24 protein-coding genes are annotated in these 26,273 nt (G+C 72.8%); 16 read left to right on the top strand and 8 right to left on the bottom strand.

The annotated features are described in order from the left end of the window. Positions 1–35: 35 nt before the first annotated feature. Complete coding sequence (locus tag ACH34T_RS34790) at positions 36–350, bottom strand: hypothetical protein (protein WP_396025214.1); 315 nt, start codon at positions 348–350, stop codon at positions 36–38. A gap of 151 nt (positions 351–501) precedes the next feature. On the opposite strand from ACH34T_RS34790, the gene ACH34T_RS34785 reads away from it, so the two are divergent. After that, positions 502–1,749, top strand: a complete 1,248-nt coding sequence (locus ACH34T_RS34785) for an RNA-guided endonuclease InsQ/TnpB family protein (RefSeq protein ID WP_396025213.1) — start codon at positions 502–504, stop codon at positions 1,747–1,749. Between the two features lie 570 nt (positions 1,750–2,319). After that, on the top strand, positions 2,320–3,114 hold the full coding sequence (locus tag ACH34T_RS34780; RefSeq protein WP_396025212.1) for an IPT/TIG domain-containing protein: 795 nt from the start codon (positions 2,320–2,322) through the stop codon (positions 3,112–3,114). 25 nt (positions 3,115–3,139) lie between these two features. Here the strand turns inward: ACH34T_RS34780 and ACH34T_RS34775 are convergent, their stop codons facing one another. Further along, positions 3,140–4,591, bottom strand: a complete 1,452-nt coding sequence (locus tag ACH34T_RS34775; RefSeq protein WP_396025211.1) for a hypothetical protein — start codon at positions 4,589–4,591, stop codon at positions 3,140–3,142. A 192-nt stretch (positions 4,592–4,783) separates the two neighbouring features. Here ACH34T_RS34775 and ACH34T_RS34770 point away from each other — a divergent pair, with 192 nt between their 5' ends. Beyond that, positions 4,784–5,545 (top strand): hypothetical protein, encoded by a 762-nt coding sequence (locus ACH34T_RS34770; RefSeq protein ID WP_396025210.1) that lies wholly within the window; start codon positions 4,784–4,786, stop codon positions 5,543–5,545. Between the two features lie 113 nt (positions 5,546–5,658). Beyond that, positions 5,659–5,832: a hypothetical protein gene (locus tag ACH34T_RS34765; RefSeq protein WP_396025209.1), complete on the top strand. Its 174-nt coding sequence runs from the start codon at positions 5,659–5,661 to the stop codon at positions 5,830–5,832. Here the strand turns inward: ACH34T_RS34765 and ACH34T_RS34760 are convergent. From ACH34T_RS34760 to ACH34T_RS34745, 4 genes are all read right to left on the bottom strand, one after another. After that, the gene (locus tag ACH34T_RS34760; RefSeq protein ID WP_396025208.1) at positions 5,810–6,664 is read right to left on the bottom strand and encodes a geranyl diphosphate 2-C-methyltransferase; all 855 of its coding nucleotides are present in this window, start codon (positions 6,662–6,664) and stop codon (positions 5,810–5,812) included. The genes ACH34T_RS34765 and ACH34T_RS34760 overlap by 23 nt on opposite strands. A gap of 52 nt (positions 6,665–6,716) precedes the next feature. Next, positions 6,717–8,051 carry a family 2 encapsulin nanocompartment cargo protein terpene cyclase gene (locus ACH34T_RS34755; RefSeq protein WP_396025207.1) on the bottom strand — a complete coding sequence of 445 codons (1,335 nt, stop codon included), beginning with the start codon at positions 8,049–8,051 and terminating at the stop codon, positions 6,717–6,719. A 161-nt stretch (positions 8,052–8,212) separates the two neighbouring features. After that, positions 8,213–9,052 carry an EamA family transporter gene (locus ACH34T_RS34750; RefSeq protein ID WP_396025206.1) on the bottom strand — a complete coding sequence of 280 codons (840 nt, stop codon included), beginning with the start codon at positions 9,050–9,052 and terminating at the stop codon, positions 8,213–8,215. After that, complete coding sequence (locus ACH34T_RS34745) at positions 9,049–9,573, bottom strand: MarR family winged helix-turn-helix transcriptional regulator (RefSeq protein ID WP_396025205.1); 525 nt, start codon at positions 9,571–9,573, stop codon at positions 9,049–9,051. The genes ACH34T_RS34750 and ACH34T_RS34745 overlap by 4 nt, the downstream gene beginning before the upstream one ends. Positions 9,574–9,648: 75 nt before the next feature. On the opposite strand from ACH34T_RS34745, the gene selA reads away from it, so the two are divergent. Then, entirely contained in the window at positions 9,649–10,920 is a 1,272-nt protein-coding gene (gene selA, locus ACH34T_RS34740; RefSeq protein WP_396025204.1) for an L-seryl-tRNA(Sec) selenium transferase, read from the top strand. 16 nt (positions 10,921–10,936) lie between these two features. Here selA and fdh read toward each other — a convergent pair whose 3' ends face one another. Further along, entirely contained in the window at positions 10,937–14,188 is a 3,252-nt protein-coding gene (gene fdh, locus ACH34T_RS34735) for a formate dehydrogenase (RefSeq protein WP_396025203.1), read from the bottom strand. A 177-nt stretch (positions 14,189–14,365) separates the two neighbouring features. On the opposite strand from fdh, the gene ACH34T_RS34730 reads away from it, so the two are divergent. Next, positions 14,366–14,770 (top strand): hypothetical protein, encoded by a 405-nt coding sequence (locus ACH34T_RS34730; protein WP_396025202.1) that lies wholly within the window; start codon positions 14,366–14,368, stop codon positions 14,768–14,770. A gap of 22 nt (positions 14,771–14,792) precedes the next feature. Next, the gene (locus ACH34T_RS34725) at positions 14,793–15,116 is read left to right on the top strand and encodes a hypothetical protein (protein WP_396025201.1); all 324 of its coding nucleotides are present in this window, start codon (positions 14,793–14,795) and stop codon (positions 15,114–15,116) included. Between the two features lie 63 nt (positions 15,117–15,179). Here ACH34T_RS34725 and ACH34T_RS34720 read toward each other — a convergent pair whose 3' ends face one another. Beyond that, a complete protein-coding gene (locus tag ACH34T_RS34720; protein ID WP_396025200.1) occupies positions 15,180–15,764 on the bottom strand; it encodes a TetR/AcrR family transcriptional regulator in 585 nt (194 codons plus the stop codon). A 63-nt stretch (positions 15,765–15,827) separates the two neighbouring features. Between ACH34T_RS34720 and ACH34T_RS34715 the strand changes: the two genes are divergently transcribed. The 9 genes from ACH34T_RS34715 to ACH34T_RS34675 all read left to right on the top strand — a co-directional run bounded on the left by ACH34T_RS34715 (position 15,828) and on the right by ACH34T_RS34675 (position 26,229). Further along, positions 15,828–16,700: an ATP-binding cassette domain-containing protein gene (locus ACH34T_RS34715; RefSeq protein WP_396025199.1), complete on the top strand. Its 873-nt coding sequence runs from the start codon at positions 15,828–15,830 to the stop codon at positions 16,698–16,700. Beyond that, a complete protein-coding gene (locus ACH34T_RS34710; protein WP_396025198.1) occupies positions 16,697–17,458 on the top strand; it encodes an ABC transporter permease in 762 nt (253 codons plus the stop codon). The genes ACH34T_RS34715 and ACH34T_RS34710 overlap by 4 nt, the downstream gene beginning before the upstream one ends. Positions 17,459–17,498: 40 nt before the next feature. Then, positions 17,499–19,823, top strand: coding sequence for an MMPL family transporter (locus ACH34T_RS34705; RefSeq protein ID WP_396025197.1), 2,325 nt, complete (start codon positions 17,499–17,501; stop codon positions 19,821–19,823). Positions 19,824–20,277: 454 nt separating this feature from the next. Further along, complete coding sequence (locus tag ACH34T_RS34700) at positions 20,278–21,063, top strand: class II aldolase/adducin family protein (protein WP_396025196.1); 786 nt, start codon at positions 20,278–20,280, stop codon at positions 21,061–21,063. Positions 21,064–21,148: 85 nt separating this feature from the next. Continuing rightward, positions 21,149–22,204 (top strand): hypothetical protein, encoded by a 1,056-nt coding sequence (locus ACH34T_RS34695; protein WP_396025195.1) that lies wholly within the window; start codon positions 21,149–21,151, stop codon positions 22,202–22,204. Continuing rightward, on the top strand, positions 22,201–23,385 hold the full coding sequence (locus ACH34T_RS34690) for a hypothetical protein (protein WP_396025194.1): 1,185 nt from the start codon (positions 22,201–22,203) through the stop codon (positions 23,383–23,385). The genes ACH34T_RS34695 and ACH34T_RS34690 overlap by 4 nt, the downstream gene beginning before the upstream one ends. Beyond that, positions 23,382–24,665: an aspartate aminotransferase family protein gene (locus tag ACH34T_RS34685; protein WP_396025193.1), complete on the top strand. Its 1,284-nt coding sequence runs from the start codon at positions 23,382–23,384 to the stop codon at positions 24,663–24,665. The genes ACH34T_RS34690 and ACH34T_RS34685 overlap by 4 nt, the downstream gene beginning before the upstream one ends. Then, on the top strand, positions 24,662–25,642 hold the full coding sequence (locus tag ACH34T_RS34680; protein WP_396025192.1) for a hypothetical protein: 981 nt from the start codon (positions 24,662–24,664) through the stop codon (positions 25,640–25,642). Before ACH34T_RS34685 ends, ACH34T_RS34680 begins: the two co-directional genes overlap by 4 nt. After that, positions 25,639–26,229, top strand: coding sequence for a hypothetical protein (locus ACH34T_RS34675; RefSeq protein ID WP_396025191.1), 591 nt, complete (start codon positions 25,639–25,641; stop codon positions 26,227–26,229). The genes ACH34T_RS34680 and ACH34T_RS34675 overlap by 4 nt, the downstream gene beginning before the upstream one ends. Positions 26,230–26,273 lie beyond the last annotated feature (44 nt).

Raw genomic sequence — 26,273 nt, 5'->3', positions numbered from 1 at the left:
GAGCGTCAACCCCCGACGCCCCTGTCCTCTTCCCGTTACGCGGACAGCAGCAGGCCGGCGCCGGCCACGAGAGCGATGAGAGCCGGGACGCCGGGAACCGCGATGCACACCCACGACCAGTTCACCAGCGAGCGCGCCCGCGCGGGATCCGCGGCGAACACGGTCTCCGCCCGGGTGTAGAGCATCGCGGCGACCACGAGCAGCGGCAGGAACGCCAACATGGTGAGGACGCCGAGGACGAACGCGGCCACCTGCCCGAACCGGGTGTACGTCCCGTCCTCGCCGATGCCGATCGCGGTACCGGAGGAGGCGGGCGCGGGGACGGAGGCGGCGGAGACTGCTTCTGTCATCGGTTTACCTCCGAGGAGACCCCCGCATTCAGGCGAGGGATGAGTCGGACTCTGTGGAGCAGGGCAAGGGCGGGCGATTCGCCGTTGAGGCGAACTGCCGTCCACCCCGTAAGGGGTGGGGCCTAACAGCTAGCGCGGTAAAATGTGAGGCATGGCGCGCACAGTGAAGCGGGCGTTCAGGTACCGCTTCCACCCCACTGACGAGCAGGCGGCCGAACTGGCCCGCACGTTCGGGTGTGTGCGGTTGGTGTACAACAGGGCGCTGGAGGAGCGCACTCGCGCCTGGTACGCCGAGCGGCGCCGAGTCTCCTATGTGGAGTCCTCGGCTGCGTTGACGGCCTGGAAGAGGACCGAGGAACTGGCATTTCTGGGCGAGGTTTCGTCGGTTCCGTTGCAGCAGGCGCTGCGGCATCTGCAGGCCGCGTTCACCAACTTCTTCGCTCAGCGCGCCAAGTACCCGCGGTTCAAGGCGCGCAAGCGGTCGCGTGACTCGGCGGAGTACACCCGCTCGGCGTTCACATGGCGCGATGGGTGCCTGACGCTGGCGAAGATGTCTCTGCCGCTCAACATCGTGTGGTCGCGTCCCCTCCCACAGGGTGCCATGCCGTCCACGGTGACGGTGTCTCGCGATGGCGCAGGCCGCTGGTTTTGCTCGATCCTGTGCACCGACTCTGTGCCTCGGCTGGACCCGGTGGACCAGGTGGTGGGCGTCGACGCGGGGGTGACCTCCCTGGTGACGCTGTCGACCGGGGAGAAAGTCAACAACCCCCGGCACGAGCGCCGCGATCGGCAGCGCCTCGCCCGGGCGCAAAAGGAACTGGCCCGCAAGGCCATGGGCTCGGCGAACCGGGACCAGGCCAAGGCCCGGGTCGCGCGCATCCATGTCCGGATCGCCGACCGGCGCCGCGACTTTCTGCACAAGCTGTCCACTCGGCTCATCCGTGATAACCAAACGGTCGTGATCGAGGACCTGAACGTTCGCAACATGGTGCAGAACCACTCGCTGGCCCGCGCCATCTCTGACGCCGCGTGGCGCCAGCTGCGGACGATGCTTGAGTACAAGGCTGACTGGTACGGCCGTGAACTCGTGGTGATCGACCGATGGTTCCCCTCCACCAAGACTTGTTCGCAATGCGGAACCATCGCCGGTCACATGCCCCTCGATGTGAGGGGATGGGAGTGCGGCGCATGCGGTGCCCAACATGACCGGGACACCAACGCCGCCCGCAACATCCTGGCCGCCGGGCTGGCGGTGTCGGCCTGTGGAGCCGATGTAAGACCCAAACGGCGCAAGCCCGGCGGGCAATCGGCTGTGAAGCAGGAAACCCAACCCGTGAGGGCTGGAATCCCCCGTCTTCAGACGGGTGGAGGAAGCCAATCGAGCACACCGATCATCTAAAACCTAGCTACTAGCGAGTGATCTGGATCATACGCTTCGTGACTGTCCCGCGCGAGAGTTGACCGCCGTTTCCTGGACGGTCGGCCCAATAGGGCTCGACGCAACAGCAGGCCCAGCGGCACGGGGTAGTGGTCAGATCAGCACCTCCACCGCGTCCTTAGCCGCATGGGCGTTGAGGCACCGACGCGAGCGGGGTTCCTCGATCCGGCCGCGAGGGGCGCTGATCGCCTTCGCTTCCTCACGCGGCCGGCGTTGCGGCAACCCTGCCCGTCGCTCTGACCATCGTCGGCCCCCGGCTCTGCCGCTGGCCGCGCCGTCTGGGCCCCGGCGGTCAGGACGGTCGCGAGCGCTGCTGCTGCTGTTCGGCGCATGGGCGGGAAAGCACGGCCGCGCGCTCGGCGGCCCGCGAACCAGTAATGAAGACTCCACCAATTTGCACTGGCTTGTCGGATTCTTGGGGCGGGCTTGACCGATGGGGCGGGCGAAACGCCGTCCGGTCTGGCCTCGATATGCGGCTGGAAACCGCGCCAGAGAACGACAGTGCGTCAGAAAACGACAGAGGGAGAGCCCGTGGCCGAGTCGCCGGTCGGATCCGAGTACGCCCGCACCCGCGACATCGTCGTCGTGTTCGCCGTCCTGATGATCCTCACGGCGGTGCTGGTGATCGTCCTCGTCCAGGCGTGGCCGCCGGGGCCGCGGACCGGGCCCGACGGGCGCACCGAGATCGTGCCGGTGTCCAAGACCCTGCACCTGCCGGGCTGGTCGCCGGGCATGTCCCGCGAGACGAGCCTGTTCGTGGTCGTCATGGCCGCGGGCGCGCTCGGCGCGATCGCGCACGTCCTGCGGTCGTTCTACTGGTACGTCGGGAACCGCGCGCTGCGCCGGAGCTGGCTGATGATGTACCTGCTGCTCCCGTTCGTCGGCGCGCTGTTCGGGCTGGTCGTCTACCTCGTCGTGCGCGGCGGGCTGACGTCGCCGCTGGGCGGCCCGTCCGACGTCAACCCGTACGGCGTCGCGGCCATCGCCGCGCTCGTCGGGCAGTTCTCCCGCGAGACCGCCGAGAAGTTCCGCGCCGTGTTCGCGACGCTGCTGGCGCCCGCGCGGCCGGGTCGCGACCACGCTCCCGCGCCGGCGATCAGCGGGATGGAGCCGGTCAGCGGCCCGGCCGGAATCGCGGTCGCCATCCACGGCAGCGGGCTGGCGTCCGCGACGGCCGTCCGGTTCGGCGGGGTGCGGGCCTCGGTCATCGACGCGACGGACACGCTCGTCCGGACGACCGTCCCGGCGGGCGCCACCTCGGGACCCCTGATCGTGAACGCCCCCGGCGGCACCGCCGTCAGCCCGGAGCCGTTCACGGTGGAGTGACCCGCGCCGGGGCCTGAGTCGGGCCTTACTTCGGGTCCTGCCAGTGCTCGTGCCAGACGTCGTACGCCGCGCCCGGGAACACGCGGGGCAGCTCCGACGTGGGCAGCCGCCCGAGCTCGGCGCCCGTCCTGGACGCGCCGAACTGGCGCTCGGTCGCGTACGCGGTGCGGCGCAGGCTCTCCGGCCCGGCGACGAGGCACGTGTAGCGGGCGCCGGGGAGGTCCTCGTCCGGGATGGCGGCGCCGACCGCGAGGCTGTTGGACACCGTCACCCACGTGCCGAGCCCCGCGACCTGCCGCTCGGCGCCCTGGTCCTCCCAGCGGTGCTCCAGGATCGGCTTCGAGAAGATCGGGACGAGCAGGTGGGAGACGCCGCACGACTGCAGCTCGCGTTCCCAGCCGATCGAGCGGCCGAGGTCCTCGCAGATCAGGACGGCGAGGCGGCCGAGCGACGAGTCGAGCACGCTGATCCGCGTGCCGGGCCGCGCGTACTCCACGGCCGTGCCGGACGGCGGCGCGTCCGGCAGCCGCCACAGCCGCATCTGCTCGGCGTCCAGCGTGAAGCCGGACAGCTTGTCCTGGACGAGGAGCTCCTGCCCCGTCCAGCGGTCGAGCAGCACGGAGCGGTTGGGCGGCGGGTCCGCGTCGCCGAGCGGGCCGCTGCCGAGGAGCAGGAACCGCAGCGGGCGCTGGCCGCGGTCGCGTCCCGCGGTGTCGAACGCGACCTCCTTCCAGAGTTCCAGCAGCGCGTCCGACAGCGACGCCTCCGGCATCACGGCGAGCTGCGCGCCGGACTCGTCGAGCCGCCGGACGATCGCCTTGACGCGGCTGCGGAGGCCGGAGGAGTCCATCGGGCGGAGCCGGTACACGGTCATCCCGTGCCGCTCCTCGAACCGGATGTCGACGTCGTCGAACGTCTCCAGCACCGGCGCGCACCCGACCGCGACGGGCTCGTCCCGGCTGAAGTGCGGGTCGTTCACCGCGGGCAGGACGCGGTGGTCGATCTTGTCCCACTCGGCCTGCGGGACGCGGTGGACGCCGAAGAACTCCGCCTTGGTGCGCATCCCCAGCGGCCGCCCGGGGAACGCGCAGCGGGGGAGCAGCGCGCCGGTCGTGCCCTGCCCGTTCAGCTTCCCCTCGGTCAGGTAGTTGACCAGCACCGGCGCCAGCGCGGGCGCGCCGTGGTACGGCCCGTACGGGCTGGCGTGGGCGAGCGCGACGTCGAGCCCGAGCATGATCGTGAAGCGGCCGAGGTCGCCCAGGTCGGCGACGATCTCCGCGGTCGCGGCGGGGTCGAGGACGCCGTCGTCCAGGACGATCTCGGCGATCTCGTCGGCCTGCCGCCGGACGCGCTCGTCGGCGTACCAGCGCGTGGCCGTCCAGTCCTGGAAGACGTCGTCCGCGATCGAGTCGTAGAGCCGGACGAAGAGATCAGCTGGTTCGGCCGGGTGGTCGGCTGCGGCCAACTGATCCGTCATAAGCGCCCCCGGGGGATTGACACGCGCGGTTACGAGTGGTGGCTCGATGCTAACTCTCACCGGCGCTCGATTCAGTGTCGAACGCAACAGAGGCCGCGCGCCGGCGGAGGGATCCGCGTCACTTGACATTCACTTGGCATGCGCGGATGCTGGAGGGGTCCGGCGGTGCTCGTCGACCCTTGGAGAGTGACCATGAGCGCTGTTCCCGCCTCCGCCCGCGACCGCCGGACGGAGGTCCGGCGCCTCATCGACTCGATGGAACACGCCAAGGTCATCAGCGACGGCCACTTCAGCGCCCTCGGCATGCTGATCACCGACGCCTCGCTCAGCGCCGACGAGCCCGCCCTGGTGGAATGCCAGGACGGGCTCCAGTGGCTGCACCGCCACTACCTCGACGTCGACGTGCTGGACGGCCCGCAGCGCGAGCAGCGCGGCCGCATCCTCGGGCTGATCGACGTCGTGCACTGGGCGCTCAAGCGGCTCCCGTCCGGCCTCCAGCTCGCGCTGCAGCCCGACGGCCACGCCGCCCGCTTCCTCCTCGCCGTGTTCCACCGCCAGGGGCTGTCCAACCGGGAGCTCGCCGCGGAGCTCGGCACCGACGAGACGGAGATCAGCCGCGTCGGCCGCAGGCTGCTGTCCGCGGGCGTCGTGTGGCGCCGGAAGGAGTGGCGGCACAACGCGTGGGACCTCACGCCCCGCGGCCGCCAGTACCTGGAGACCTCCGGCCTCCTCGTCCAGGACGCGCTCGCCCAGGACGCGCCGTCCGGCCGTTCCGCCCGCCGCGCCGAGCCCGTCCGTCCCGCCGAGGCGGAGACGGGGGCCGGTTCCGGGGACGGGTCCGGCGCCGCGCCGCGCTCGCCGGACGCCGTCCCGCAGCGGCAGGACCTGGATCGTCCGCACCGGAGCCGCCCGCCCCGTCCGCCGGAACCCCCGCGCCGGGGAGCGCACGGCTAGCGCGTCGCGCCGAGCCGAACGTATCGGAGACGCGAACCAGGCCCTCGGCTTGTATGCCGAGGGCCTGGCCGCCGCCCGCACCACCGGGAACCCGCGGGCGATCGAGGCCGGCCATGGAGGACATGGCCGGCACGCTGTCCCCGACCGGCCGCCACGAGGAGGCCGTGGCCTCACCCGACATGGCGGCCCGCCGTCCGGGACGCCCGCCCGGCGTGCCCCTCCCCGAAGCGGAACGCGGCGGCGTCGACCGGATCGAGGGGCGTCTCAGACGCGGTCGGCGGCGATGAGCAGGTACTGGAAGCTGCCGCCCTTGTAGGCGTCAAGGAACGCCGACTCGATTCCGGTGGCCAGCGAGGACTTGGCGCGCAGCTCCCAGTACGGGATCGTCGCCGCGGTGAGGTCCTCCACGCTGATCGGGACCAGCCGGTTCGCCGCCATCTCCTTGAAGTACGTGCTGCGCGGGTGGATGTCGCAGATGTAGTGGGCGTTTATCTCGCTCACGGCCCGCGAAGGCAGCCCGTAGGCGTCGTTGTAGCAGCCGGTGATGCACACGTACCGGCCCCCGCGCCGCAGCAGCCGGGAGTGCTCGGCGAACAGCAGGCCCAGCTCGACGTACATGGTGCTCTCGTTGTTCCAGATGGCCTGGAAGGCGCCGGTCTCGAAACCGGTGTCGAGCATGTTCCTGTAGTGGAAGCGCACCTTGCCGTCCACGGCCAGCCGCTCGGCCTGCGCGTTGGCGAACGCGACCTGCGACTCGGAGATCGACACGCCGTCCACCCGGCAGCCGAACCGCTGGTGGGCCAGCATGCTGGAGCCGCCGCGTCCCGACCCCGCGTCCAGCAGCCGGTCGGTCGGCTGGACGCCGCCGAGATGGCTCATCAGCAGGTCGGCCTGCGCGGTCTCCAGCCGGTGCAGCTCGGCGATCGTCCGCTCCTCGCGGGTGGCGGCCGGGCCGTCGAGGACGGACCAGTCCACGGCGCCGATGCCGTAGTGGTGGTGGTAGAACCCGTCCACGTCGCCCAGCCGCAGATTGACCGGGTTCTTCTCGGCGTTCCAGTAGTCGGCGACCGAGTGCTGGTAGAGGCTGCTGAGAACCGCGGTGCCCTGGGTGGAGCCCATAGGTGGAGATCCTTTCTCGACGGGTTTCCGGGATTCCGGGATGAACGGGTCGTCACTTGTAGCGGTCGGTGGATCCGTGCCATTCGAAGCCGCCGGCCATCCAGCCCTGGACGCCGAGCAGGAACCGCTGGAGCTCGGGGGACGGCAGCGCGGCGAGCTCCTTCTGACTGGCCTCGAAGCCCCGGACGAAGTGGTTGTGCATCGCGACGGCGGTCTCGACCGCCTCGCGCAGCGGGCAGCCCTCCTCCTCGGCGATCAGCAGGACCACGTTGCAGTCGGGCAGGTCGTCGGCCGCCTCCCGCTCCGCCGAGTGCAGGTCGTTCACGATGACGGAGGCGGTGCCGGCCTGCATCACGGCGCGGTGGACGCGCGGCTCGGCGAACAGGTTCGCGTCCAGCTGGTAGCCGCCGACGATGTCGATCAGCGTCATCGAGGTGTAGAAGCTGTCGTGCTGCCGCGCGGCGAGGTAGCGCCACACCGGCGGCAGCTCGCCCAGGTGCCGCCAGGCGGCGTAGGCGGTCCAGCTCACGTACATCTGGGAGGTGATGGTGCAGATCCGCATGACCTGGGACGGGGTGGCGAGCCGCCGGCAGTGCTCGGTCGCCGAGCGCAGCGCCACCAGGACGGGGTCGGACCGCACCGCGTCCTCAAGCTGGGCGGTGTACTTGCCCGCGGAGGGCGGCGGGTCCATCGCGGACGTCACCAGCGCCAGCCGGGGCGGGAGCTCGGTCGGGCTGGCGCCGAGGTCGGTCTCGTCGGCGTAGTAGTCGTCACTGGCCCACCAGGCGGCGTTCATCTTCGCGCCGAACAGCAGCGAGTCGACGTCGTCGGACTCGGGGTGGGCCAGCACGGCGAGGCGTCCCCACCCGGTGTCGCGGAACTGGTCGAGGCGGTCGGCGTAGATCCCGACCTCGCCCGCCCAGGCGACCAGGCGGTCGTTGACCTCGCAGGCGAGGTCGTCGTCGATGCGGGCCGTCAGTGGGCAGTAGAGCGGGGGGAACGAGCCGTCGCCCCATTCCCGTTCCGCGTATCCGGGGGAGAAGTGGCCGCCCTTGCGCGTGGGGCTGGGAAGGCGGGTCGCCGGAACCGGGAGCAGCGATTCCTGCGCGGCCGGGACCGCCGCCTCGGATGTGAGCGCCGTCTCGGACGCGACCGCCGACGTCTCGGACGCGAGGGCCGCCTCGGACGTGGGCGCCGCCGCCTCGGGTGCGATTGCCGCTGCCCTGGGTGCGGCCGTCTGCGTCTCGGGCGGGAGGGTTTCCGGTGCGGGCCGGGCGGGCGCCGCCGGGCGGGCGGCCAGCGCGTCCGTGATGCGCGCCGCCGACGTGCCCAGGCCGGTCGGGCCGGACAGGAGCCGGTTCACCCGCTCCGCCAGCTGTTCGTCCATCGTCGGTCCCCTCGCTGATCAAGCTGTGGTGGCGTGTCCCTCCGGAGAGCCGTGGGGCTCCGGGGAACAGTTACTCACAGCTTTGCCACTGCTACAACCGGCTATGACCTTGCCTCATGGTGACAGGATGTAACCGCACTTCCGCGCGGCGGGAACCGCTGCTAGACGGGCACGGTGAGCAGCAGGACGGCCGCGCCCGCGCCCACGAGGCCCGCCGCCTGCGCGGCCGACAGCCGTTCGCGCAGCGCGGTGACGCCGAGCAGGACGGGCACGACCGGGTACAGCGACGACAGCACGACCGCGATGACGACGAGCTGCTCCCGGGTGGCCAGCAGGTAGCAGACGAGCGCCGCCGCCGCGAGGCCGCCGTTCGCCGCCGACCAGAGCGCGGTCCTTCCGGTGGGGATGCGGAATCCGGGCGTCCAGAGCAGGGGCGCGATCGCGAGGACGGCCGCGACCCGTCCCGCCGCGACGGGCCAGACCCCCGCACCGTCGCCGGCCTGGGCGAGGGCGAGGTACTGGATCCCGATCCCGGCGCCGGCGACCAGGCCGTTGCCGATCGCCGCGCGCACCCGGCCGTGCTCGTCCGAGTCCGACCGGGACACGAGCCACAGCGCGGGCAATACCACAGCGATGCCGGCCCAGGCGGGCATCGAGGGGCGGTCGCCCAGCACCGCGACGCCGACCACGACGGGCAGCGCGACGCCGCCGACCGCGCTGACCGGGACGACCACGCTCATGTCGCCGCGACCGATGCCGCGGTAGAGGAAGACCATCGCGAGGCCCGTCCCGACGCCCGACAGCGCGCCCCAGCCGAGGGACGACGCGTCCATGCCGTCGACGGGTACGAACAGCGCGGCGACGACGGCGCAGACCAGCCCGCCTACCTGGCCGAGGAGCGCGACGGATCTGAAGTCGGCGCGGCGCGACAGCAGTCCGCCCGCCACGTCGGCGACGCCGTAGGCGAGCGCCGATGCCAGGGCCAGGAGGACGCCGGTCACGTGCCCCCTGTCGCGTCGCGTTCGGCCTGGCCGACCGGGCACACCGCGCCGGTGACGCAGCAGTGGCGATCGCACAGGCGGCACATCACGTCCGCGTCGCCTACCTCGGAGTACAGGCGGGCCAGCAGCTTGGCCAGGAGGGCGGTGAACGTCTCGCGCTCGTCGGCGTCCAGGACGCTCAGGACGCCGTCCAGCGGGGAGCCGCGCGCGTCCAGCATGTCGCGGACGGCGTCCTCGCCCGCCGGTGTTAGGCGCACGCGGACGGTGCGGCCTTCACCGCGGCGGCGTCGTGCGAGGCCGGCGGCCTCCAGGCCGTCCACCATCCGGGCGGCGGCGGACTGGGTGAGCCGGACGCGCCGCCCCAGTTCGGTGACGCCGAGGTCGGGCGCGTCCGCCAGGACGATCAGGGCGGCGGCGCCGCTCGCGCTCACCCGTCCGGCCTCCGTGGTCCCGGCCAGGACGAGGTCGGTCACCGCCAGCGAGGCGGCGCCCAGCAGGTTCGCCAACCGTCGTTCATGCATGACTCATGCATTATAGCTCCGTGGGATGCTGGCCGGTAGCGCGCGCGTGGAAACCCGGAGGTCGCCTGATGGATCGTGAAGCCCAGCCCGCCGACGGGCGCCGCCGGATCGCCCGCACCGACGTGCTGCTCGCCGACCCGCGGCGTCGTGAAGGCGGCCGTCGTCGCGGCGCAGCGGCGGGCCAGGGCGGGCGAGATCCCGCCGGACGCGGTGGCCGACGCGGCGGTGGAGGCGCTGCCGCCGACCGCGGCCGGACTGCGTCCGGTGATCAACGCGACCGGCGTCCTGCTGCACACCAACCTCGGGCGGGCCCCGCTGTCGGACGCCGCGCGGGACGCCGTGGCGGTGGCGTCCGGCGCCACCGACGTCGAGCTCGACCTGGAGACCGGCCGGCGGGCGCGGCGCGGACGGTCGGCGCTGGCCGCGCTGCTGGAGCGGGTGCCGCGCGCGGAGGCGGCGCACGTCGTCAACAACGGCGCGGCGGCGCTCGTGCTGGCCGCCACCGCGCTCGCCGCCGGCCGCGAGATCGTGATCAGCCGCGGCGAGATGGTGGAGATCGGGGACGGCTTCCGCATCCCCGAGCTGCTCGCCGCGACGGGCGCGCGGCTGCGCGAGGTCGGCACGACCAACCGGACATCGCCGGACGACTACGCCGCGGCCGTCGGGGACGAGACGGGCTTCATCCTCAAGGTCCACCCGTCGAACTTCCGCATGACCGGCTTCACGCGCGGGGCCGACGTCGCCGAGCTGACCGGCCTCGGCGTCCCGGTCGTCGCCGACATCGGCTCCGGCCTCCTCGCGCCCGAGCCGCTGCTGCCGGACGAGCCCGACGCCGCGTCCATGCTCAAGGCCGGGGCGCAGCTCGTCACGGCCAGCGGCGACAAGCTGCTCGGCGGGCCGCAGTGCGGGATCGTCCTCGGCGACGGAGAGCTGGTGCGGCGGCTCTCCCGGCATCCGCTGGCCCGCGCGCTGCGGGTCGGCAAGATGACGCTCGCGGCGCTGGAGGCCACCGTCCGCGGCCCGCGCGCCCCGGCCGAGGAGGCCCTCCACGCGGACGCGGACGCCCTGCGCGAGCGCGCCGAGCGCCTGGCCGCCCGGCTGCGGGACGCGGGCCTGGACGCGCGCGCCGTCGAGAGCGAGGCGGCGGTCGGCGGCGGGGGAGCGCCCGGCGTCGTCCTGCCGAGCGCGGCCGTGTCGCTGCCCGAGCCGTACGCGGCGCGGCTGCGGCGGGGCGCGCCCGCCGTGATGGGACGGGTCGAGGACGGCCGCTGCCTCCTCGACCTCCGCTCCGTGCCGCCGGACCAGGACGACGACGTCGCCGAAGCCGTCCGCCGCGTCGCCCGCTAGGGCGCGGGAGCCTCCGCTAGACCTCGGTGCCTGTCTGGTCGGTGATGCCGGCGCGTTCGCGGTACTCGCGGACGAACGCGTCGGCGGCGGGGCCGCGCGGGCGCCTGCCCGGCCGGATGTCGCACGACAGGGCCTTCGCCTCCTGGATGTGGGTGTTCGGGTCCAGGGAGAGGTGCAGCAGCTCGTTCGCGGCGTCGCCGCGGCTGTAGCCGTTCGGGCCCCAGTGGTACGGCAGGCCGACCTGGTGCAGCGTGCGGCCGTCCACGGTGAGGGGCGACATCCGGTCGGTCACCAGGACCCGCACCTCGACGACGGCGCGCGGGCTGACGATCGTCGCCCAGCCGCCGTGCTCCAGCCCCCGCAGCGCCGCCAGCTCAGGTGACACCTCGCAGAAGAACTCCGGCTGCAACTCGGCCAGGTACGGCTGCCAGCGCGACATGCCGCCCGCCGTGTGGTGCTCGGTGAGCCGGTACGTCGTCGCGACGAACGGGTACACGTCCGCGCCCGGCTCGCCGTCGCTCGGCCCGTACCGGTTGTCGGGATGCGGCGCCGGCAGATGCCGGACGGGGTTGCGCTGCTGCCCGTACAGCGGGTTCGAGAACGGCGACTCCTGCGGCTCGTAGTGCGCGGGGAGCGGGCCGTCCGTCAGCCCGGCCGGGACGTAGAGCCAGGCCTTGCCGTCCGCCTGCATGATGAACGGGTCGTCGCCGGCGAGCGCGTCCGGGCCGGTCGCGTCGGGCGGCGGCCGGTGGCCGGGCGGACGGTCGGCGATGAAGTCGGGCACGTCGTGGCCCGTCCATTTGCCCTGGTCGGCGTCCCACCAGACGAGGGCCTTGCGTTCGCTCCACGGGTTTCCGTCCGGGTCGGCGGACGCGCGGTTGTAGATGATGCGGCGGTTCGCGGGCCACGCCCAGCCCCATTCGGGCGCCACCCAGTTCTGCTCGCGGCCGGGCTTGCGGCGGGCGGGCTGGTTGACGCCGTCCGCGTAGCAGCCGCAGTAGATCCAGCAGCCGCACCTTGTGGAGCCGTCGTCCTTGAGCTGCGTGTACGACGACAGCGGCGCGCCGTCCCCGTCGAAGCCGTTGATCTCCGCGAGCACCGCTTCGGCGTCCGGCTCGTCCAGGGGGCCTTCGGTCGGGTAGTCCCAGGTCAGGTCGAGCACCGGACGGTCCATCTCGTCGGACGACCCGGCCAGCTTCTCCCTGATGATCCGGCCCAGGTGGTACATGAACCACAGGTCGCTGCGCGCGTCCCCGGCGGGCTCGACGGCCTTGTGGTGCCACTGGAGCATCCGCTGCGTGTTGGTGAAGCTGCCGTCCTTCTCGGTGTGCGCGGCGGCGGGCAGGAAGAACACCTCGGTGCCGATGTCCTCGGTGCGCAGCTCGCCCGTCTCGATCTCCGCGCCGTTCTGCCACCACGTCGCCGACTCGATCAGCGAGAAGTCGCGGACGACGAGCCAGTCCAGGTTCGCCATCCCCAGCCGCTGGATCTTGGCGTTCGCGGACCCGACTGCCGGGTTCTCGCCCATCAGGAAGTAGCCCTTGCAGACCCCGTCGATCTGCGCCATCGCCGTCTCGTACGTGCTGTGCGAGCCCGTCAGACGCGGCAGGTAGTCGAAGCAGTAGTCGTTGTCCTCCGTCGCCGCGTCGCCCCAGTACGACTTCAGCAGGCTGACCATGTAGGCGCGCATGTTGCCCCAGAAGCCCTTGTGCGCCGACTCGGCCTGGACGAACGCGTCCAGGTCCTCGTTGGTGTGCGCGTGCGGCATCGGGATGTAGCCGGGCAGGAGGTTGAACAGCGTCGGGATGTCCGTCGAGCCCTGGATGGACGCGTGGCCGCGCAGCGCCAGGATGCCGCCGCCCGGACGCCCGATGTTGCCGAGCAGCGCCTGCAGGATCGCGGCCGTCCGGATGTACTGGACGCCGACGGTGTGCTGCGTCCAGCCGACCGCGTAGGCGAACGCCGTCGTCCGGTCGCGGCCGGAGTTCTCCGTGACCATTTCGCAGACCGTCTGGAACTGGTCGCGCGGGACGCCGCAGACCCGCTCGACCATTTCCGGGGTGTACCGCGCGAAATGGCGCTTGAGCACCTGGAACACGCACTTCGGATGCTCCAGATCCGGGTCGCGCTCCGGGACGCCCTCGCCGATCGCCGCGCCGCCGGACCCGTGCGCCTCGCCGCGTCCCGCCTCCGACACGGCCTCGACGCGCTCGTCCCACTGCATGTCCCGTTCCCCGGCCGCGGACTGGACGTTCATTCCCGCGTACTGCCACGTGCTGTGGTCATAACTGCGGGTTTCGCGATTCAGGCCGGAGAAGACGCCGTCCAGGTCTTCGGTGTCGCGGAACTCGTCGGAGACGATCACCGGCGCGTTCGTGTACGCGAGCACGTAGTCGCGGAAGTACTTCTCGTTCTGCAAGACGTAATTGACGATCCCGCCCAGGAAAGCGATGTCACTGCCCGCGCGCAGGGGGACGTGAACGTCCGCGAGCGCGCTCGTGCGCGTGAACCGCGGATCGACATGGATCAGCTTCGCCCCGCGCGCCTTCGCCTCCATCACCCACTGGAACCCGACCGGATGGCACTCGGCCATGTTCGAGCCCTGGACGACGATGCAGTCCGCGTTCTGCAGATCCTGCTGGAAGGTGGTCGCGCCGCCGCGTCCGAACGAGGTCCCCAGACCGGGAACGGTGGACGAGTGTCAAACACGCGCCTGATTCTCGATCTGCACCGCGCCGAGCGCGGTGAACAGCTTCTTGATCAGGTAGTTCTCCTCGTTGTCGAGGGTGGCGCCGCCGAGGCTCGCGATGCCCAGGGTCCGGCGGACCCGGACGCCCTCGTCCTCCCACTGCCAGCCGCTCCGGCGCGCCTCGATCACCCGGTCCGCGATCATCTCCATCGCCTCGCCGAGGCCGAGCCGCTCCCACCGGGTGCCGTGCGGCCGCCGGTAGAGCACGCGGTACTCGCGGGCCGACCCGGTGGTCAGCTGGAGGCTGGCCGAGCCCTTCGGGCACAGCCGCCCCCGGCTGACCGGTGAGTCCGGGTCGCCCTCGATCTGGGTGACCTCGCCGTCCTGGACGTACACGTCCTGCCCGCAGCCGACCGCGCAGTACGGGCAGACGGACTTCACGACCCGGTCGGCGGCGCTCACCCGCGCCTCGATCCGCTCGGTCGCCGCGCTCTTCGCCGCGGCGCCCCGGCCGAGCGGGTCGTCGCCGGTGAACTGGCGGTAGACGGGCCATGATCCGATCCACGTGCGAACGCCCACGTCACACCACCCCTCACCCTCGGCGCGCCGGTGCACCTACCCGGCGCCCGCCCCCCAAAACACTCCTGTCCTGGACGCGCGGACCAGATGGCGGCACCGCGGGCGAACCAGACGAGGTCACCGTGCGTACGAGCCAGTGGGGTGGTCCGGGCGGGACCCCAGACACCGGGACTGTGCATGGACAGGGACCGTAGGGCGGATGACGCGGCCGGCCATTTGCTGCGGCTCCTCGAAGCGCTCGAATGCGACTGCGCCGAGTGCGCCGGGACCGGCAGGACACGGAACGCGCAATGGCGGGAATGGCACCAGCGCGCCACGGAACTGATCGCCGTGGCCGAGGCCGCGCACCGCGCGTACGAGTTACGTCCCGCCCAGGTCCCCGACACCATTCCGGACGGGATCGGCGGCCCCGCCGTCGTCGCCGTCGTGGAGCGTGCCATCGAGGATCACATGAAGGCCCGTCCCGCCGAGCCGGAGGAGACCGCCTGCGACGCCTGCCGGGGCACCGGCAGGCAGCTCACCCCCGCCGGCCACGTTTTCGTCGACCTTCTGGCGCGCCATGGTTTCGTCCGCCGGCAATGACCGGAGCCGGTAGCGTCGGTCCATGACGATCGCCAGAGTGTGGCGCGCGACCGCCACCGCGGAAGGCGCGGCGGCCTACCGCGAACATTTCACCGGCTCGGTATTGCCGGCGCTTCGCGGCCTCGGCGGCCAGCGGGGCGCCTATTTGTTCCAGCGGGAATCGGACGGCCGGGTCGAACTGGAAGTCATGACCCTCTGGGATTCGCTTTCCGCCATTCGGGCCTTCGCCGGAGACGACCTGACGACGGCCGTCGTCGAGCCGGACGCGCGCGCCGTGCTCCTGGATTTCGACGAGACGGTCAGTCACCGGACGGTCGTCGTCGACACCGTCAACCCCCGGCCGTAGACGACAGTCGCGGGGGGCCGAGCGCGGCTCGCGTCGCCGGCGTCCTTCGCGGCGATGGAGAGGTCAGGGGGAAGGGGCCTTGGCGGCGAGGCCGTCGAGGAGGACGTCGAGGGCCTGGGCGGCCTGGTCGGCGGCCTGGGGACGGTCGGGGGCCGAGATGACGACCTCGCCCGCCCTGCGGACGGCGCCGTAGAGCGCGGCCGCCATCACCTCCGGCTGGAAGGACCGGACCTCGCCGGTCGCGGTGGCCTCCTTGAGCTGGGCGTGGAGCAGCGCGTAGGAGCTGCCGCGGTCGGCCTGGCCGGGGAAGATCTCGGGGGCGTCGATCAGGATGATCCGGGCGAAGTCGTCCTCGACGCACAGGTCGAGGAACAGCCGGATGCCGGCCCGGATCCGCGCGAGGGGCGAGTCGAGCGCGAACAGGGCGTCGCGGCGGTCGTGGAACGCCTCGTCCACCAGCTCGAAGACGGCGGCGAAGATCTCGCGCTTGCCGCCGGGGAAGTAGTGGTAGAGGGCGCCGCGCGCCATGCCGGCCCGGTCGAGGATCGCGGACACCGTGGTGGCCTCGTAGCCCTGCTCGGTGAAGCACCGCCGGGCCGCCTCCAGGAGGCCCGCCCGCGATGCCTCCGCCTGTTCCTTGCGCCGCACAGCGCCAGGATAGCCCCACCCCGTTCGTTGACCGACTGTCGGTCAGTGTTCTAGCCTGCTCCCATGCTGTCCGTCGAGGACCTCTGGTTCGGTTACCCGGGCGGGACGCCAGTCCTGCGCGGAGCCTCACTGCGGCTGGAACCCGGGCTGGCCGTGGGCCTGCTCGGCGCCAACGGCAGCGGGAAGTCCACGCTGCTCGGCGCCGTCACCGACTCGATCGAGGGGAAGCGGGAGGGCCTGATCAAGGCCGACCCGGACGCGGCGGGGCCCATCGGCTACGCCACCCAGGACGTCGCCCTCTACCAGCACCTGACCGTCGCCGAGAACCTGACGCACGCGGCCCGGCTCGCGACGCGCCGATGGCGGATCGCGGACCTCGTGGAGCAGGCGGTCGACGACTTCGACCTCGACGCGCTCCGGGACCGGCCCGCCCGGTTCCTGTCGGGCGGGCAGCGGCGGCTGGTGCACCTGGCGTGCGCGTTCGTCCACCGTCCGGCGGTCCGGTTGCTCGACGAGCCAACGACCGCCCTCGACTTCGAGACCCGGCAGAAGCTCATCGGCCTGGTCGGCGAATGGCGCGCGCAGGACGTCGCGATCCTGGTGACCGCGCACTACCCGGAGGACGTCGAGGAGCTGTGCTCGTCCATCACCGTCCTCAGCGACGGCCGGACGTACGACCTCGGCCCGCTCGGCGGCTACCTCGCCCGGCAGCGGCGCCTCGGGTACGTCGAGCACGTGACCGACGACGGCGCCGTCAAGCTGACCGAGCTGCACAGCCCGCTCGGCTCCATCGACGACCTCCAGCGCGCCGCCGCCGAGGCCGGCATCGGCGGCGCCGACGCGCTGCACTCCGTCCAGGTCAAGGCGCCCTCGCTGCGCGACCTGCTGCGGCGCGACCCGTCGCTGCGCGCCGCCGTCGCGGAGGACCCCCGGTGATCGCCGTCATCGGCAGCTTCGCGCAGATCGAGTACCGCGCGCTCGTCCGGGCCAAGTTCCCGTTCGTGTGGTTCGTGCTGCTGCCGGCCGTGTCCAGCGCCATCCTCGGGCCGGCGGTCGCCGGGCTCAGCCAGGCCGGCGCGACCGGACGCGTCACCGTCGGATTCGGCGTCATGTTCTCCTACATGACGGTCAACTACGTCGGACGGGCGCTCTACCGCGAGTTCGACTCCCACACATGGCGGCGCACCGCCACGGCCGCGCCGCGGAAGGTCGCGTACCTGCTCGGGAAGTGCCTCCCGGTGCTCACCATCGGGATCGGCCAGCTCACCGTGTTCGCGGTCTTCGCCGTCACCGTGCTCGACCTGCCGCTGCGGGCGGGCGCCTGGACCGGGACGGCCCAGCTCGTCCTCGTCCTGGTGCCGTTCACGATCACGGGCGTGGCGACCGGCGCGCTCCTCTACACGATGATCAGGCGGGCCGAGCTGTTCTTCTCGCTGACGTACCTGATCCTCATGGTCCTCGGGGCGCTGGGCGGCGCGATCGTCGCCTCGCCGCAGCTCCCGGAATGGTCGCAGACCGCCGGCTACGCGACCCCGCACTACTGGGCGATGCGGGCCGTCGACGAGGCGACCCTCGGGGCCGGACGGTGGAGCGTCGTGCTGGAGAGCTCGGCGCTGCTCGTCCTGTTCGGGGGGGTGTTCACCGCCGTCGCCGTCGCCCGGCTCGATCCGCGCAAGGAACGCTACTCCATCTGAACGCTACTCCGTCTAGACGACGCTCCCGGAAGAGAGGCCAATGTTCGAGCGGCTGGGAAGGTGGGTGCACCGCCACCGGAGACTCGTGCTCGGCTGCGCCCTCGGGGCGGTGCTGTTCGCGGGCGTGTGGGGGACCCGCGTCTTCCCGGCCCTGGCCGGCGGCGGCTTCGACGCCCCGCACAGCGACAGCGTCCGCGCCGCCGAGGCGATCGCGGACCGGCTCGGCCGCGATGACGCCGACGTGCTCGTCCTGTACCGCAGCGACCGCGTCACCGTCGACGATCCCGGGTTCCGGGGCGCGGTCGTCTCCGCCGTCGGCGCGCTGCCGCCGGACGCCGTCCAGCGCGCGGTCACCTACTGGAACAGCGGCTCCGCCGACCTGGTGAGCGCCGACCGCCGCGCGACCTACGCGGCGATCACGCTGCGCGGGGACGAGGAGCGGCGCGAGGAGTTGTTCGAGCGGATCGAGGCCGGCCTGCGCGTGCCCGGCCTCGACACCCGGATCGGCGGGCTGGAGGCCATCGACCGCGACATCAACGACCAGGTCGCCGAGGACATCGCGCGCTCGGAGCTGCTGTCGGCGCCGGTGCTGCTGGTGCTGCTCGTCCTGATCTTCCGGGGCCTCGTCTCGGCCGCGCTGCCGCTGGTCATCGGGGCGACCGCGATCCTCGGCGCGTTCAGCGCGCTGCACGCGCTCACCTACGTGACGTCCGTCTCGGTGTACTCCGTGCAGATCGTCACCATCCTCGGGCTCGGCCTCGCGATCGACTACGCGCTCTTCATGGTCAGCCGGTTCCGGGAGGAACTGGGCAGAGGTCTGTCGGTCGAGGAGGCCGTGGCCCGCACCTCGGCGACCGCGGGGCGGACGATCGCGGTCTCCGGGGTCACGGTGGCGATCTCGCTGTCCGGCCTGCTCATCTTCCCGGAGGGGTTCCTCAGGTCGATGGGCTTCGGCGGCCTGGCGGCGGTGCTGATCGCCGTCCTCGCCGCGGTCGTCGTGCTGCCCGCGCTGCTCGGGACGCTCGGACATCGGGTCGACGCGCTCGCCGTCCGCCTCCCGTTCGCCGCCCGCCGCGGGCGCGTCCGCGTCCGCGGGGCGCGGAAGGCCGCTGCCGGTGACGGTGACGGTGACGGTGTTGGCGACGGTGCCAGGGACGGCATCGAGGACGGCAGGTGGTACCGGCTCGCGCGGGGCGTGATGCGCCGGCCGGTGCTGTTCGCCGTGGCCATCACCGCCGTGCTGATCGCGCTCGGGCTGCCGTTCCTGCGCGTCGAGTTCGGCGGCGTCGACTACCGGGCGCTCCCCGCATCGACCGAGAGCAGGCAGGTCGCCGAGCGCATCGACCGCGACTTCGGCGGCGGCGCGTCCTCCCCGATCCAGGCGGTCGTCACGCTCCCCGGAGACGCCGCCGCCCCGGCCGGGAAGGCCGCGCTCGCCGCGTACACCGCGTCGATCGCCGGTCTGCCGGACGTCCGGGAGGCTGAGGTCAGCGGGGCGGCCGGCGACACGGCCCGGATCACCGTCGAGTACCGGAGCGACCAGCTGTCGGCGCGCTCGCGGGATCTGGTGCGGCAGGTCCGGGCGGTGGAGCCGCCGCCGGGAGCCGTCGTGCTGGTCGGGGGCAAACCGGCGGAGCTCGCCGACATGCTGGACGATCTCGGCGCCCGGCTGCCCTGGATGCTGCTGATCATCGCCGGGGTGACGTTCGTGCTGCTCTTCCTGGCGTTCGGGGCGCCGCTGCTGCCCGTGAAGGCGCTGGCGCTGAACGTGGTCTCGCTCGGCGCGTCCTTCGGCGCGGTCGTCTGGATCTTCCAGGACGGCCACCTGTCCGGGCTCCTGGACTTCACGGCGACGGGGACGCTCGACGCGACGCAGCCGATCCTCGTGCTGGCCATCGTCTTCGGCCTGTCCATGGATTACGAGGTGTTCCTGCTGTCGCGGATCCGCGAGCGGTACCTCGCCACCGGCGACCCGGAGGACGCCGTCGCGACCGGTCTCCAGCACACCGGGAAGATCATCACCGGCGCCGCGCTGCTGCTCATCGTCGTGATCGCGGCCTTCTCGGCGTCCGGGATCGCGTTCGTGAAGCTGATCGGCATCGCCATGATCATCGCGGTGCTGCTCGACGCGACCGTCGTCCGGGCGCTGCTGGTGCCCGCGACGATGGGGCTCCTCGGCCGGGCCGCGTGGTGGACGCCCCGCCGGCTCCGCCGGGTGCGCCTTCCGATGGAGGACGCGTCCCCGCCCGCGGCGCTCTCGTCAGCGGCCCGCTCCGCTGACGAGACGTCCGCGGGGTCGTCCGCGCCCGCCGCGCCGCCGCCCGCGCCGCCGCCGCCCGCGCCGTCGCGCAACGCCAATCCGTGACGGGCGCTTAAGGGCCCCGCCCTGTCACCGTGCGGCTGCATTCCGCGCCGGGCGGCTCAATTCGCCGACTGTTGACGAGTATCGAATTTTCTGTTGATGTCGAAATGCGGGCTTGGACCGGGAAGATTTCGGGCAGAATAATCATGGTGCCGCGATCTGTGCGGCCGCCGTCCCGGGCATGTGGTTGCCATAGTGGGCCACTTTTCGGCCGGTAATTACGGCGACAATCGGCCTGCTGTTTTCCGGAGGCTCGGCGAAACACCTGGACAGCGCCCTGAATATTCTTCACATTCGGGTGGGCGTGACTTCTTTTTGGTCATCGGACCAAGTCCGAAACGAGTGAAAGTCAAAATCTTGGCAGGATGTGGTCAACCCAAATCTTGACGCAAAGTTCCGGAGAAGTTAGCTTGCCAGACACGAAGAGTTGCAGGCGGTCGGAGCCAGGGGGCCCGAGATGATCGAATCGAGTACCGGAGCGCGCACTCCGCACGAACCTTTCGTGGCGCGGACGCCGGCCGAGGAAAGGCTCTACCGAAAGCAGCGCCTCGCCGTGGCTTTTCGTGTCTTCGCGCACTACGGGTTCGACGAAGGCGCCGCCGGATACATCACGGTACGCGACCCCGAACGCACCGACTGCTTCTGGGTGAACCCATTCCCGATGAGCTTCAGGCTGGTCCGCGTCCGCGACCTTCAGCTGGTCGACTCGGACGGGAACGTGCTGGTCGGCGACTGGCCGGTGAGCCGCTCCGCCCTCATGATCCACTCGCAGGTGCACGCGGCGCGCAGCGATGTCCTGTGCGTCGCCCACGCCCACTCGATGTACGGAAAGACGTTCGCCTCATTGCATCGCCCGCTCCGTCCGATCACGCAGGACGCGTGCATATTCTTCGAGGACCACGGCGTCGGCACCGACGAAGCCGGACGCGTCGCGAACAACGAAGAAGTGGGCAAGCGGATCACCGAGGCTATCGGCGACAACAAAGCCGCGCTCGTCGGCAACCACGGAATCTTCACCGTCGGCCAATCCGTCGACGAGGCGGCCTTCTGGTTCATCAGCATGGAGCATTCGTGCCAGGCGGAGTTGACCGCCTCGGTCGCGGGGGTGCCCGAACTGATCCCGCCGGAGACCGCCCGGATCATTCGCGGTCACGTCGGATTCCCACTGGCCGGCTGGTACAGCGCACAGCCCATATTCGACTACATCATCGCCACTCAGCCGGATTGCCTCGACGAGGGCTGACGGCCGCGGCGACGGCGCCGGGACTCCAGGGGGACGCGATCAGGGGAATTGCGTCGAGTCCCGACCGGAACACTAAGGGGGCATCGTGTCCACCAATATGGTCATGACGGGGAACCGCTCGTTAGGTGCGGTCGACCCGTCCGAGGCCGACCGTTTCAGTTCCAGGCTCACCATGAGCCCGCGCAAATGGGAGTTATACCGGGACGAACCCTGCTTCAAGGTCGCCTGCTGCAGGCTGCTCGCCGAAGTGGGCCCCGCGGTCGTGGACTCGCTGCAGCGCTACGCGATCCTGGCGGTCAAGCCGGAGGGCTGGATCGACGGGGTGTTCCCGCGCGTCGCCGCCTTCCTGCCCCGGCACGGGTTCGAGATCGTCGGCATGTTCCGCAGCCGGCTCACGCCCATCATGATCCGCGAGATCTGGCGCTACCAGTGGAACATCGCCCCGGTCGAGCGGATCGAGCTGAGCGAGCTGCTCCTGTCGCTCGGCCCCCTGTACGGCTTCCTGCTCCGCGACACCGCCCCGGTGGACGGCACGCCCGCGTCGGTGCGGCTGGCGAGGCTCAAGGGCCCGGCGATGCCGGCGCGGCAGCGGCCCGGCCAGCTGCGCCGCGAGCTCGGCGCGCCCTGCCGCCTCGTGACGTACGTCCACATCCCGGACGAGCCCGCCGACATCATCCGTGACCTGTCCGTCATGCTCGACCGGGCCGAGATGGTCCGGCTGCTCGCGCGGACCCTGGACGGGCCGCCCGCACCGCTGCGGATCGATCCGGCCCGGCTGTCCGACGTCGCCCGGGTCGACGACTCGCTGCCCGCGGGCGGCCCGGTCGGCGCGCCCGGCGACTCGCTGTGGCGCCGCGCCCTCCTCATGAAGGCGGCCTTCGCCGCCCACCTGCCCGCCGACCACCTGCCCGCCGACCACGGGGACGGCGGCGGGGCCGTCCGGCTTCCGCGCGACCTGTGGACGGCGATGCTCGACCTCTGCGCGGACGTCTCGGAGCTGCCCACGCCCGGCGAGAAGCGCGTCGAGCCCCTCGCCGACATCCGGCCCGAGCCGCCGGACGAACTCAGACCAGAGCCTCTGGCCGGCAGCAGGCCCGAGACCGGCGCGGCGAGCCCGCGCCAGGACGGGGGAGAGTCATGAGCGGGTCCGTGCACCACGGCGACCCGAGCCGTCCGGGACGGGACGCGGGCCCCGGAGGGTGGGGCGAGGTCCTCGCCGCCGGCTGGCCCGCCGCGCCCGCGCCGCCCGAGCTGCCACCGCCGGACGCGGGGCTGACCGCCGCCGAACGGATCCTGGCGGCGGCGGCCGGCGACCCGGCCGTCCTGCCGATCCCCGAGGAGTTCGGCGGGGGCGGCGGCGACCTCCTTCAGGCGGCGTCGGTCCAGCGGAACATGGCGCTCGCCGACCCCTCGATCGCGGTCGCGCTGAACATGCACATGCTGTCGGTGGGCCTGATGACCGACCATTGGCGGCGGGAACGCGACACGTCCTGGATGCTGCTGGAGGCCATCGCCACCGGGCACGAGCTGGTCGCGTCCGCGTTCGCCGAGCCGGGCGGCAGCCCGAACATCCTGCGCAGCACGACGCGCGCTGAGCGGACGGACGGCGGCTTCCGGCTGACGGGCGTGAAGTTCCCCTGCTCGCTGTCCACGACGGCGAAGCTCTTCTGCCTCTCCGCCCAGGTGGTCGGGGAGGACGTGACGATCGTCGCGCTCTGCCCCGCGCAGGCTCCGGGGCTGAAGGTCACCGGGGGATGGCCGTCGCTCGGGATGGGCGCGTCCGACACGGCGCGGGTGGAGCTGACGGACGTCGAGATCGACCGGCGCCTGGTCTTCCACGAGGCCCCGGCGGGAACGATCGACGACGTCGTGGTCGGCGGGCTGGTCTGGTTCGCCGTGCTGATCAGCGCGACGTACCACGGGGTCATGAGCGGCCTGGTCGAGCTCGCCGCCGCCGCGCCGCCGCGCCTGCCGGAGCGGGTGCGGGAGGCCGCGCTGACGGCGGCCGCGGGCGAGCTGCGCGCGTTCGGCTCGTCCGCCCAGGGCCTGGGGCACGCCTGGACGAGCGGCCTCGTCGCCGGTGACGCGGCGCTCGTCTCGGCGGCGGCGCTGCGGCTCCAGCTCAGCGCGGTCACCGACCGGGTCCTCGCGGAGCTGCGGCCGGTGCTCGGCGCCGCCGCGTACACCGCGGGCGCCCCCGCGTCGGCGCGGGTCCTGGACGCGCTGGCCGCGCACCACCACCCGCCCTCCCTGCCGCTGTGCGAGTCGCTGATCGCCGCCGCCGGCGGCGGTCGCCCGCTGTCGCTGGACCTGCGCTCATGAACATGACACCGGCGGTGGCGCCGGCCGGACCCCCGACCACCGCGCCCTTCGATCCGCTGCTCGCCGAGCGCCACCACCTGTCGCCCGGGCTCGCCCTGGCGCACCGGATGGCGGGCGGCGGCGCCTGGGAGCGGGAGGCCGACGGCGCCTGGGTGACGCTCTCGGACGGGCGGCGCCTGCTCGACCTCGGCAGCTACGGCGTCACGCTGCTCGGACACCGGCATCCGGCCGTGACAGCCGCCGTCGCCGCGCAGCTCGGCCGGCTGCCCACCAGCACCCGGTCGCTGGCGAACGAGGTGACGCCGCGTCTCGCGTCCCGCCTGGTCGAGGCGCTCGGCGACGGACCGTTGCGCCGCTGCTGGTTTGGCTGCAACGGCGCGGACGCCGTCGACCTCGCGCTGAAGCTCGCGCGGGCCGCGACGGGCCGGCCGCGGGTCGTCGCGGCCGTGGGCGCGTTCCACGGCAAGACGCTGGGCGCGCTGAGCGCCACCTGGTACGACCGGTACCGCCGCCCGTTCACCGACCATCTTGCGGCGACGACGCACGTCGACGCCGCCGACCTCGCCGCGCTCGACCGGGAGCTCGCCGCGGGCGACGTCGCCGCGCTGATCCTGGAGCCCGTGCAGGGGGAGGGCGGCGTCCGTCCGGTCCCGGCGGAGGTCCTCGTCGGGTGGGGCGAGCTGGCCCGGCGGCACGGCTGCCACTTCATCGCCGACGAGGTGCAGACCGGGTTCCGCAGGTGCGGCGGCATGTCCGTCGCGCTGGACGCCGGCGCGCCGGTGTCTGCCGTCCTGCTCGGGAAGGCGCTCGGCGGCGGCGTCGCGCCGATCTCCGCCGTGGTCGGCACCGACGACCTGTTCGCGCCGCTCCTGCGCGACCCGTTCCTGCACTCGACGACGTTCGGCGGTCATCCGCTCGCGGCCGCGGCAGCGCTCGCCGCGCTGGACGTCGTGGAAGGGCTGCCCGACCGGGCGCCCGCCTTCGCGGCGATGCTGGCGCGGCTCCGCCGCGCCCACCCGGAGCTGATCGCGGACGTGCGCGGCCGCGGGCATCTCTGGGGCGTCGAGCTGCGCGACGCGCAGCTCGCGGGCGCGCTGCTGGTCGAGCTGGCGTCGGCCGGCGTGATCGTGTCGCCGTGCCTCGGCCAGCCGGAGGTGATCCGGCTGCTGCCTCCGGCGATCCTCTCCGGCGCCGACCTGGACATCGCGGAGGCGCGGCTCGGCGCGGCGCTTCAGGCCACCCACCGCACCGCGCCGAGCCCTGGAGGGCAGCACCGATGACGCAGCCGACGATCCCGCCCGCGCCGCGTCCGGCGCCCCGGCCGCACGCCGTGGCGCCCGAGATCGCGCTCAAGGCCGTGGACGCCCGCGTCGAGGACGTCCTCGACGCCGTGGCGCTGTACGACGGCGAGCCGTACCTGGTCGGCTCGCTGGCCGCCGGGCTCGGCGACCACCGGTCCGACATCGACGTGCACGTGGTGTCCGGCGGCGACCGGCCGGCCGCGCTCGACGGCCCGGTGCTGGCCTTCACCCCCGCCGGGACCTGCGTCGACGTCCGGTACCTGGACCGGTGCACGATCGACCGGGTGGTCGGCGGCCGGCGTCCGGGCCATGGCGCGCGCCCCGCGGGCCGCGGCGACGCGTGGCTGCTCAGCCGGTGGCTCAACGCGGTGCCGCTGCGCGCCGGGGCGCCGCCGCTGCTGGACGGCGGGCAGCGCGCCCAGGCGGTCGGCCTGATCACCACGTCGCTGCTGGCGGACCTGACCGCGCTGACGGCCTTCGCGGCGCTCGCGGAACGGGCGGGCGCCGACCGCGCCTGGTACCTGTGCCGCCGCGCCGGGACCGCCGCCTGGGAGCTGGCCGCCGTCCTGTCCGGCCAATACCACCTCGGCGAACGATGGCTGCCGGCGCGCTCGGCCGCCCCTGAGGTGGCCGCGCTCGCCCGCGACGCCGGGGCCGCCCGCCGGGCCGCCGACCTGGACGGGGTGCTGCGGCGGCTGGGCGTCGACCCGGCCGCGGCGCCCGGCCGCGTCGGGCTCCGGGTCAGTCCGGAGGCCGAGCGGTGGACGCTGGCGGGCGAGCCGTTCCTGCTGGTCGCGGGCCGCCGCCTCGTCCCGGCGGTGCCGTCGGTGCCCGCGACGGTCGCCGACGCCCTGGACGGCGACGCGGCGGCGGTGTTCGCCGGGCTCGTCAACGGCGCGCTGCGCTGGACGGTCGACGTCGGCGGCCTCACGCCCCGGCTGGAGCCGACCCCATGAGCACCGAGCGGGACGCGAGCATGAGCACCGAGCGGGACGCCCACTGGTACGCGGCGGAGGGGATCGCCGCGGCGGTCGCGCACGCGATGCTCGTCCAGCCCGGACGGGACGACGTCACGGCGGCGATCGAGCGGGACGACTGGCCGCGCGCGCTGGCCGCGGCGGGCGAGTGCCTGCGGTGGATCGCGCTGTGCCGGGAGGTCCTCGGCGGCGGGAGCGCCGCGCGGACGGGCCTGGAGGTCGACCTCCTGATCGCGGGAGGCGCCCGCCCCGGCCCACCGGCCGCACCGGCCGCGCCGGCCGAAGCGGGCAAACCGCCCGCGCCGGACCGGGCGGATCCGGCGGACCCGCTGGAGGCGATCCGGTCCATGACGCCGAGCACGGTCGTGACCCGGGCGGACGCCGAGCGGGCCGCCGCCGCCGTGGCCGCCGCGGACGCCGGGCTCCGCGCCGAGCTGCCGCTCCGGATGCCCGTCCGGCGCACCCCGACCGGCAATCAGCCGGCGGCGGAGACCGTCTCGCAGCTCGAACGGCTCAGGCACCGGCTCGGCCTCCCGCTCTTCGACTGGGAGGCATGGATCGGATGAACGCGATGCAGCTACGGACGAACGCGATGCACCTACAGACGAAC

Source organism: Actinomadura sp. 9N215 (assembly GCF_044326345.1).
Classification (GTDB): Bacteria; Actinomycetota; Actinomycetes; order Streptosporangiales; family Streptosporangiaceae; genus Spirillospora.
Note: the sequence above shows the minus strand (reverse complement) of the source record. Positions and strands in the feature narration are given on the sequence as shown.

Excerpts from the sequence above, each read along its gene's own strand:
- ACH34T_RS34790 (WP_396025214.1), bottom strand. The coding sequence starts at position 350 with ATGACAGAAGCAGTCTCCGCCGCCTCCGTCCCCGCGCCCGCCTCCTCC.
- ACH34T_RS34785 (WP_396025213.1), top strand. The coding sequence starts at position 502 with ATGGCGCGCACAGTGAAGCGGGCGTTCAGGTACCGCTTCCACCCCACT.
- ACH34T_RS34775 (WP_396025211.1), bottom strand. The coding sequence starts at position 4,591 with ATGACGGATCAGTTGGCCGCAGCCGACCACCCGGCCGAACCAGCTGAT.
- ACH34T_RS34770 (WP_396025210.1), top strand. The coding sequence starts at position 4,784 with ATGAGCGCTGTTCCCGCCTCCGCCCGCGACCGCCGGACGGAGGTCCGG.
- ACH34T_RS34765 (WP_396025209.1), top strand. The coding sequence starts at position 5,659 with ATGGAGGACATGGCCGGCACGCTGTCCCCGACCGGCCGCCACGAGGAG.
- ACH34T_RS34760 (WP_396025208.1), bottom strand. The coding sequence starts at position 6,664 with ATGGGCTCCACCCAGGGCACCGCGGTTCTCAGCAGCCTCTACCAGCAC.
- ACH34T_RS34755 (WP_396025207.1), bottom strand. The coding sequence starts at position 8,051 with ATGGACGAACAGCTGGCGGAGCGGGTGAACCGGCTCCTGTCCGGCCCG.
- ACH34T_RS34745 (WP_396025205.1), bottom strand. The coding sequence starts at position 9,573 with ATGCATGAACGACGGTTGGCGAACCTGCTGGGCGCCGCCTCGCTGGCG.
- ACH34T_RS34730 (WP_396025202.1), top strand. The coding sequence starts at position 14,366 with ATGGACAGGGACCGTAGGGCGGATGACGCGGCCGGCCATTTGCTGCGG.
- ACH34T_RS34725 (WP_396025201.1), top strand. The coding sequence starts at position 14,793 with ATGACGATCGCCAGAGTGTGGCGCGCGACCGCCACCGCGGAAGGCGCG.
- ACH34T_RS34715 (WP_396025199.1), top strand. The coding sequence starts at position 15,828 with ATGCTGTCCGTCGAGGACCTCTGGTTCGGTTACCCGGGCGGGACGCCA.
- ACH34T_RS34705 (WP_396025197.1), top strand. The coding sequence starts at position 17,499 with ATGTTCGAGCGGCTGGGAAGGTGGGTGCACCGCCACCGGAGACTCGTG.
- ACH34T_RS34700 (WP_396025196.1), top strand. The coding sequence starts at position 20,278 with ATGATCGAATCGAGTACCGGAGCGCGCACTCCGCACGAACCTTTCGTG.
- ACH34T_RS34690 (WP_396025194.1), top strand. The coding sequence starts at position 22,201 with ATGAGCGGGTCCGTGCACCACGGCGACCCGAGCCGTCCGGGACGGGAC.
- ACH34T_RS34685 (WP_396025193.1), top strand. The coding sequence starts at position 23,382 with ATGAACATGACACCGGCGGTGGCGCCGGCCGGACCCCCGACCACCGCG.
- ACH34T_RS34680 (WP_396025192.1), top strand. The coding sequence starts at position 24,662 with ATGACGCAGCCGACGATCCCGCCCGCGCCGCGTCCGGCGCCCCGGCCG.
- ACH34T_RS34675 (WP_396025191.1), top strand. The coding sequence starts at position 25,639 with ATGAGCACCGAGCGGGACGCGAGCATGAGCACCGAGCGGGACGCCCAC.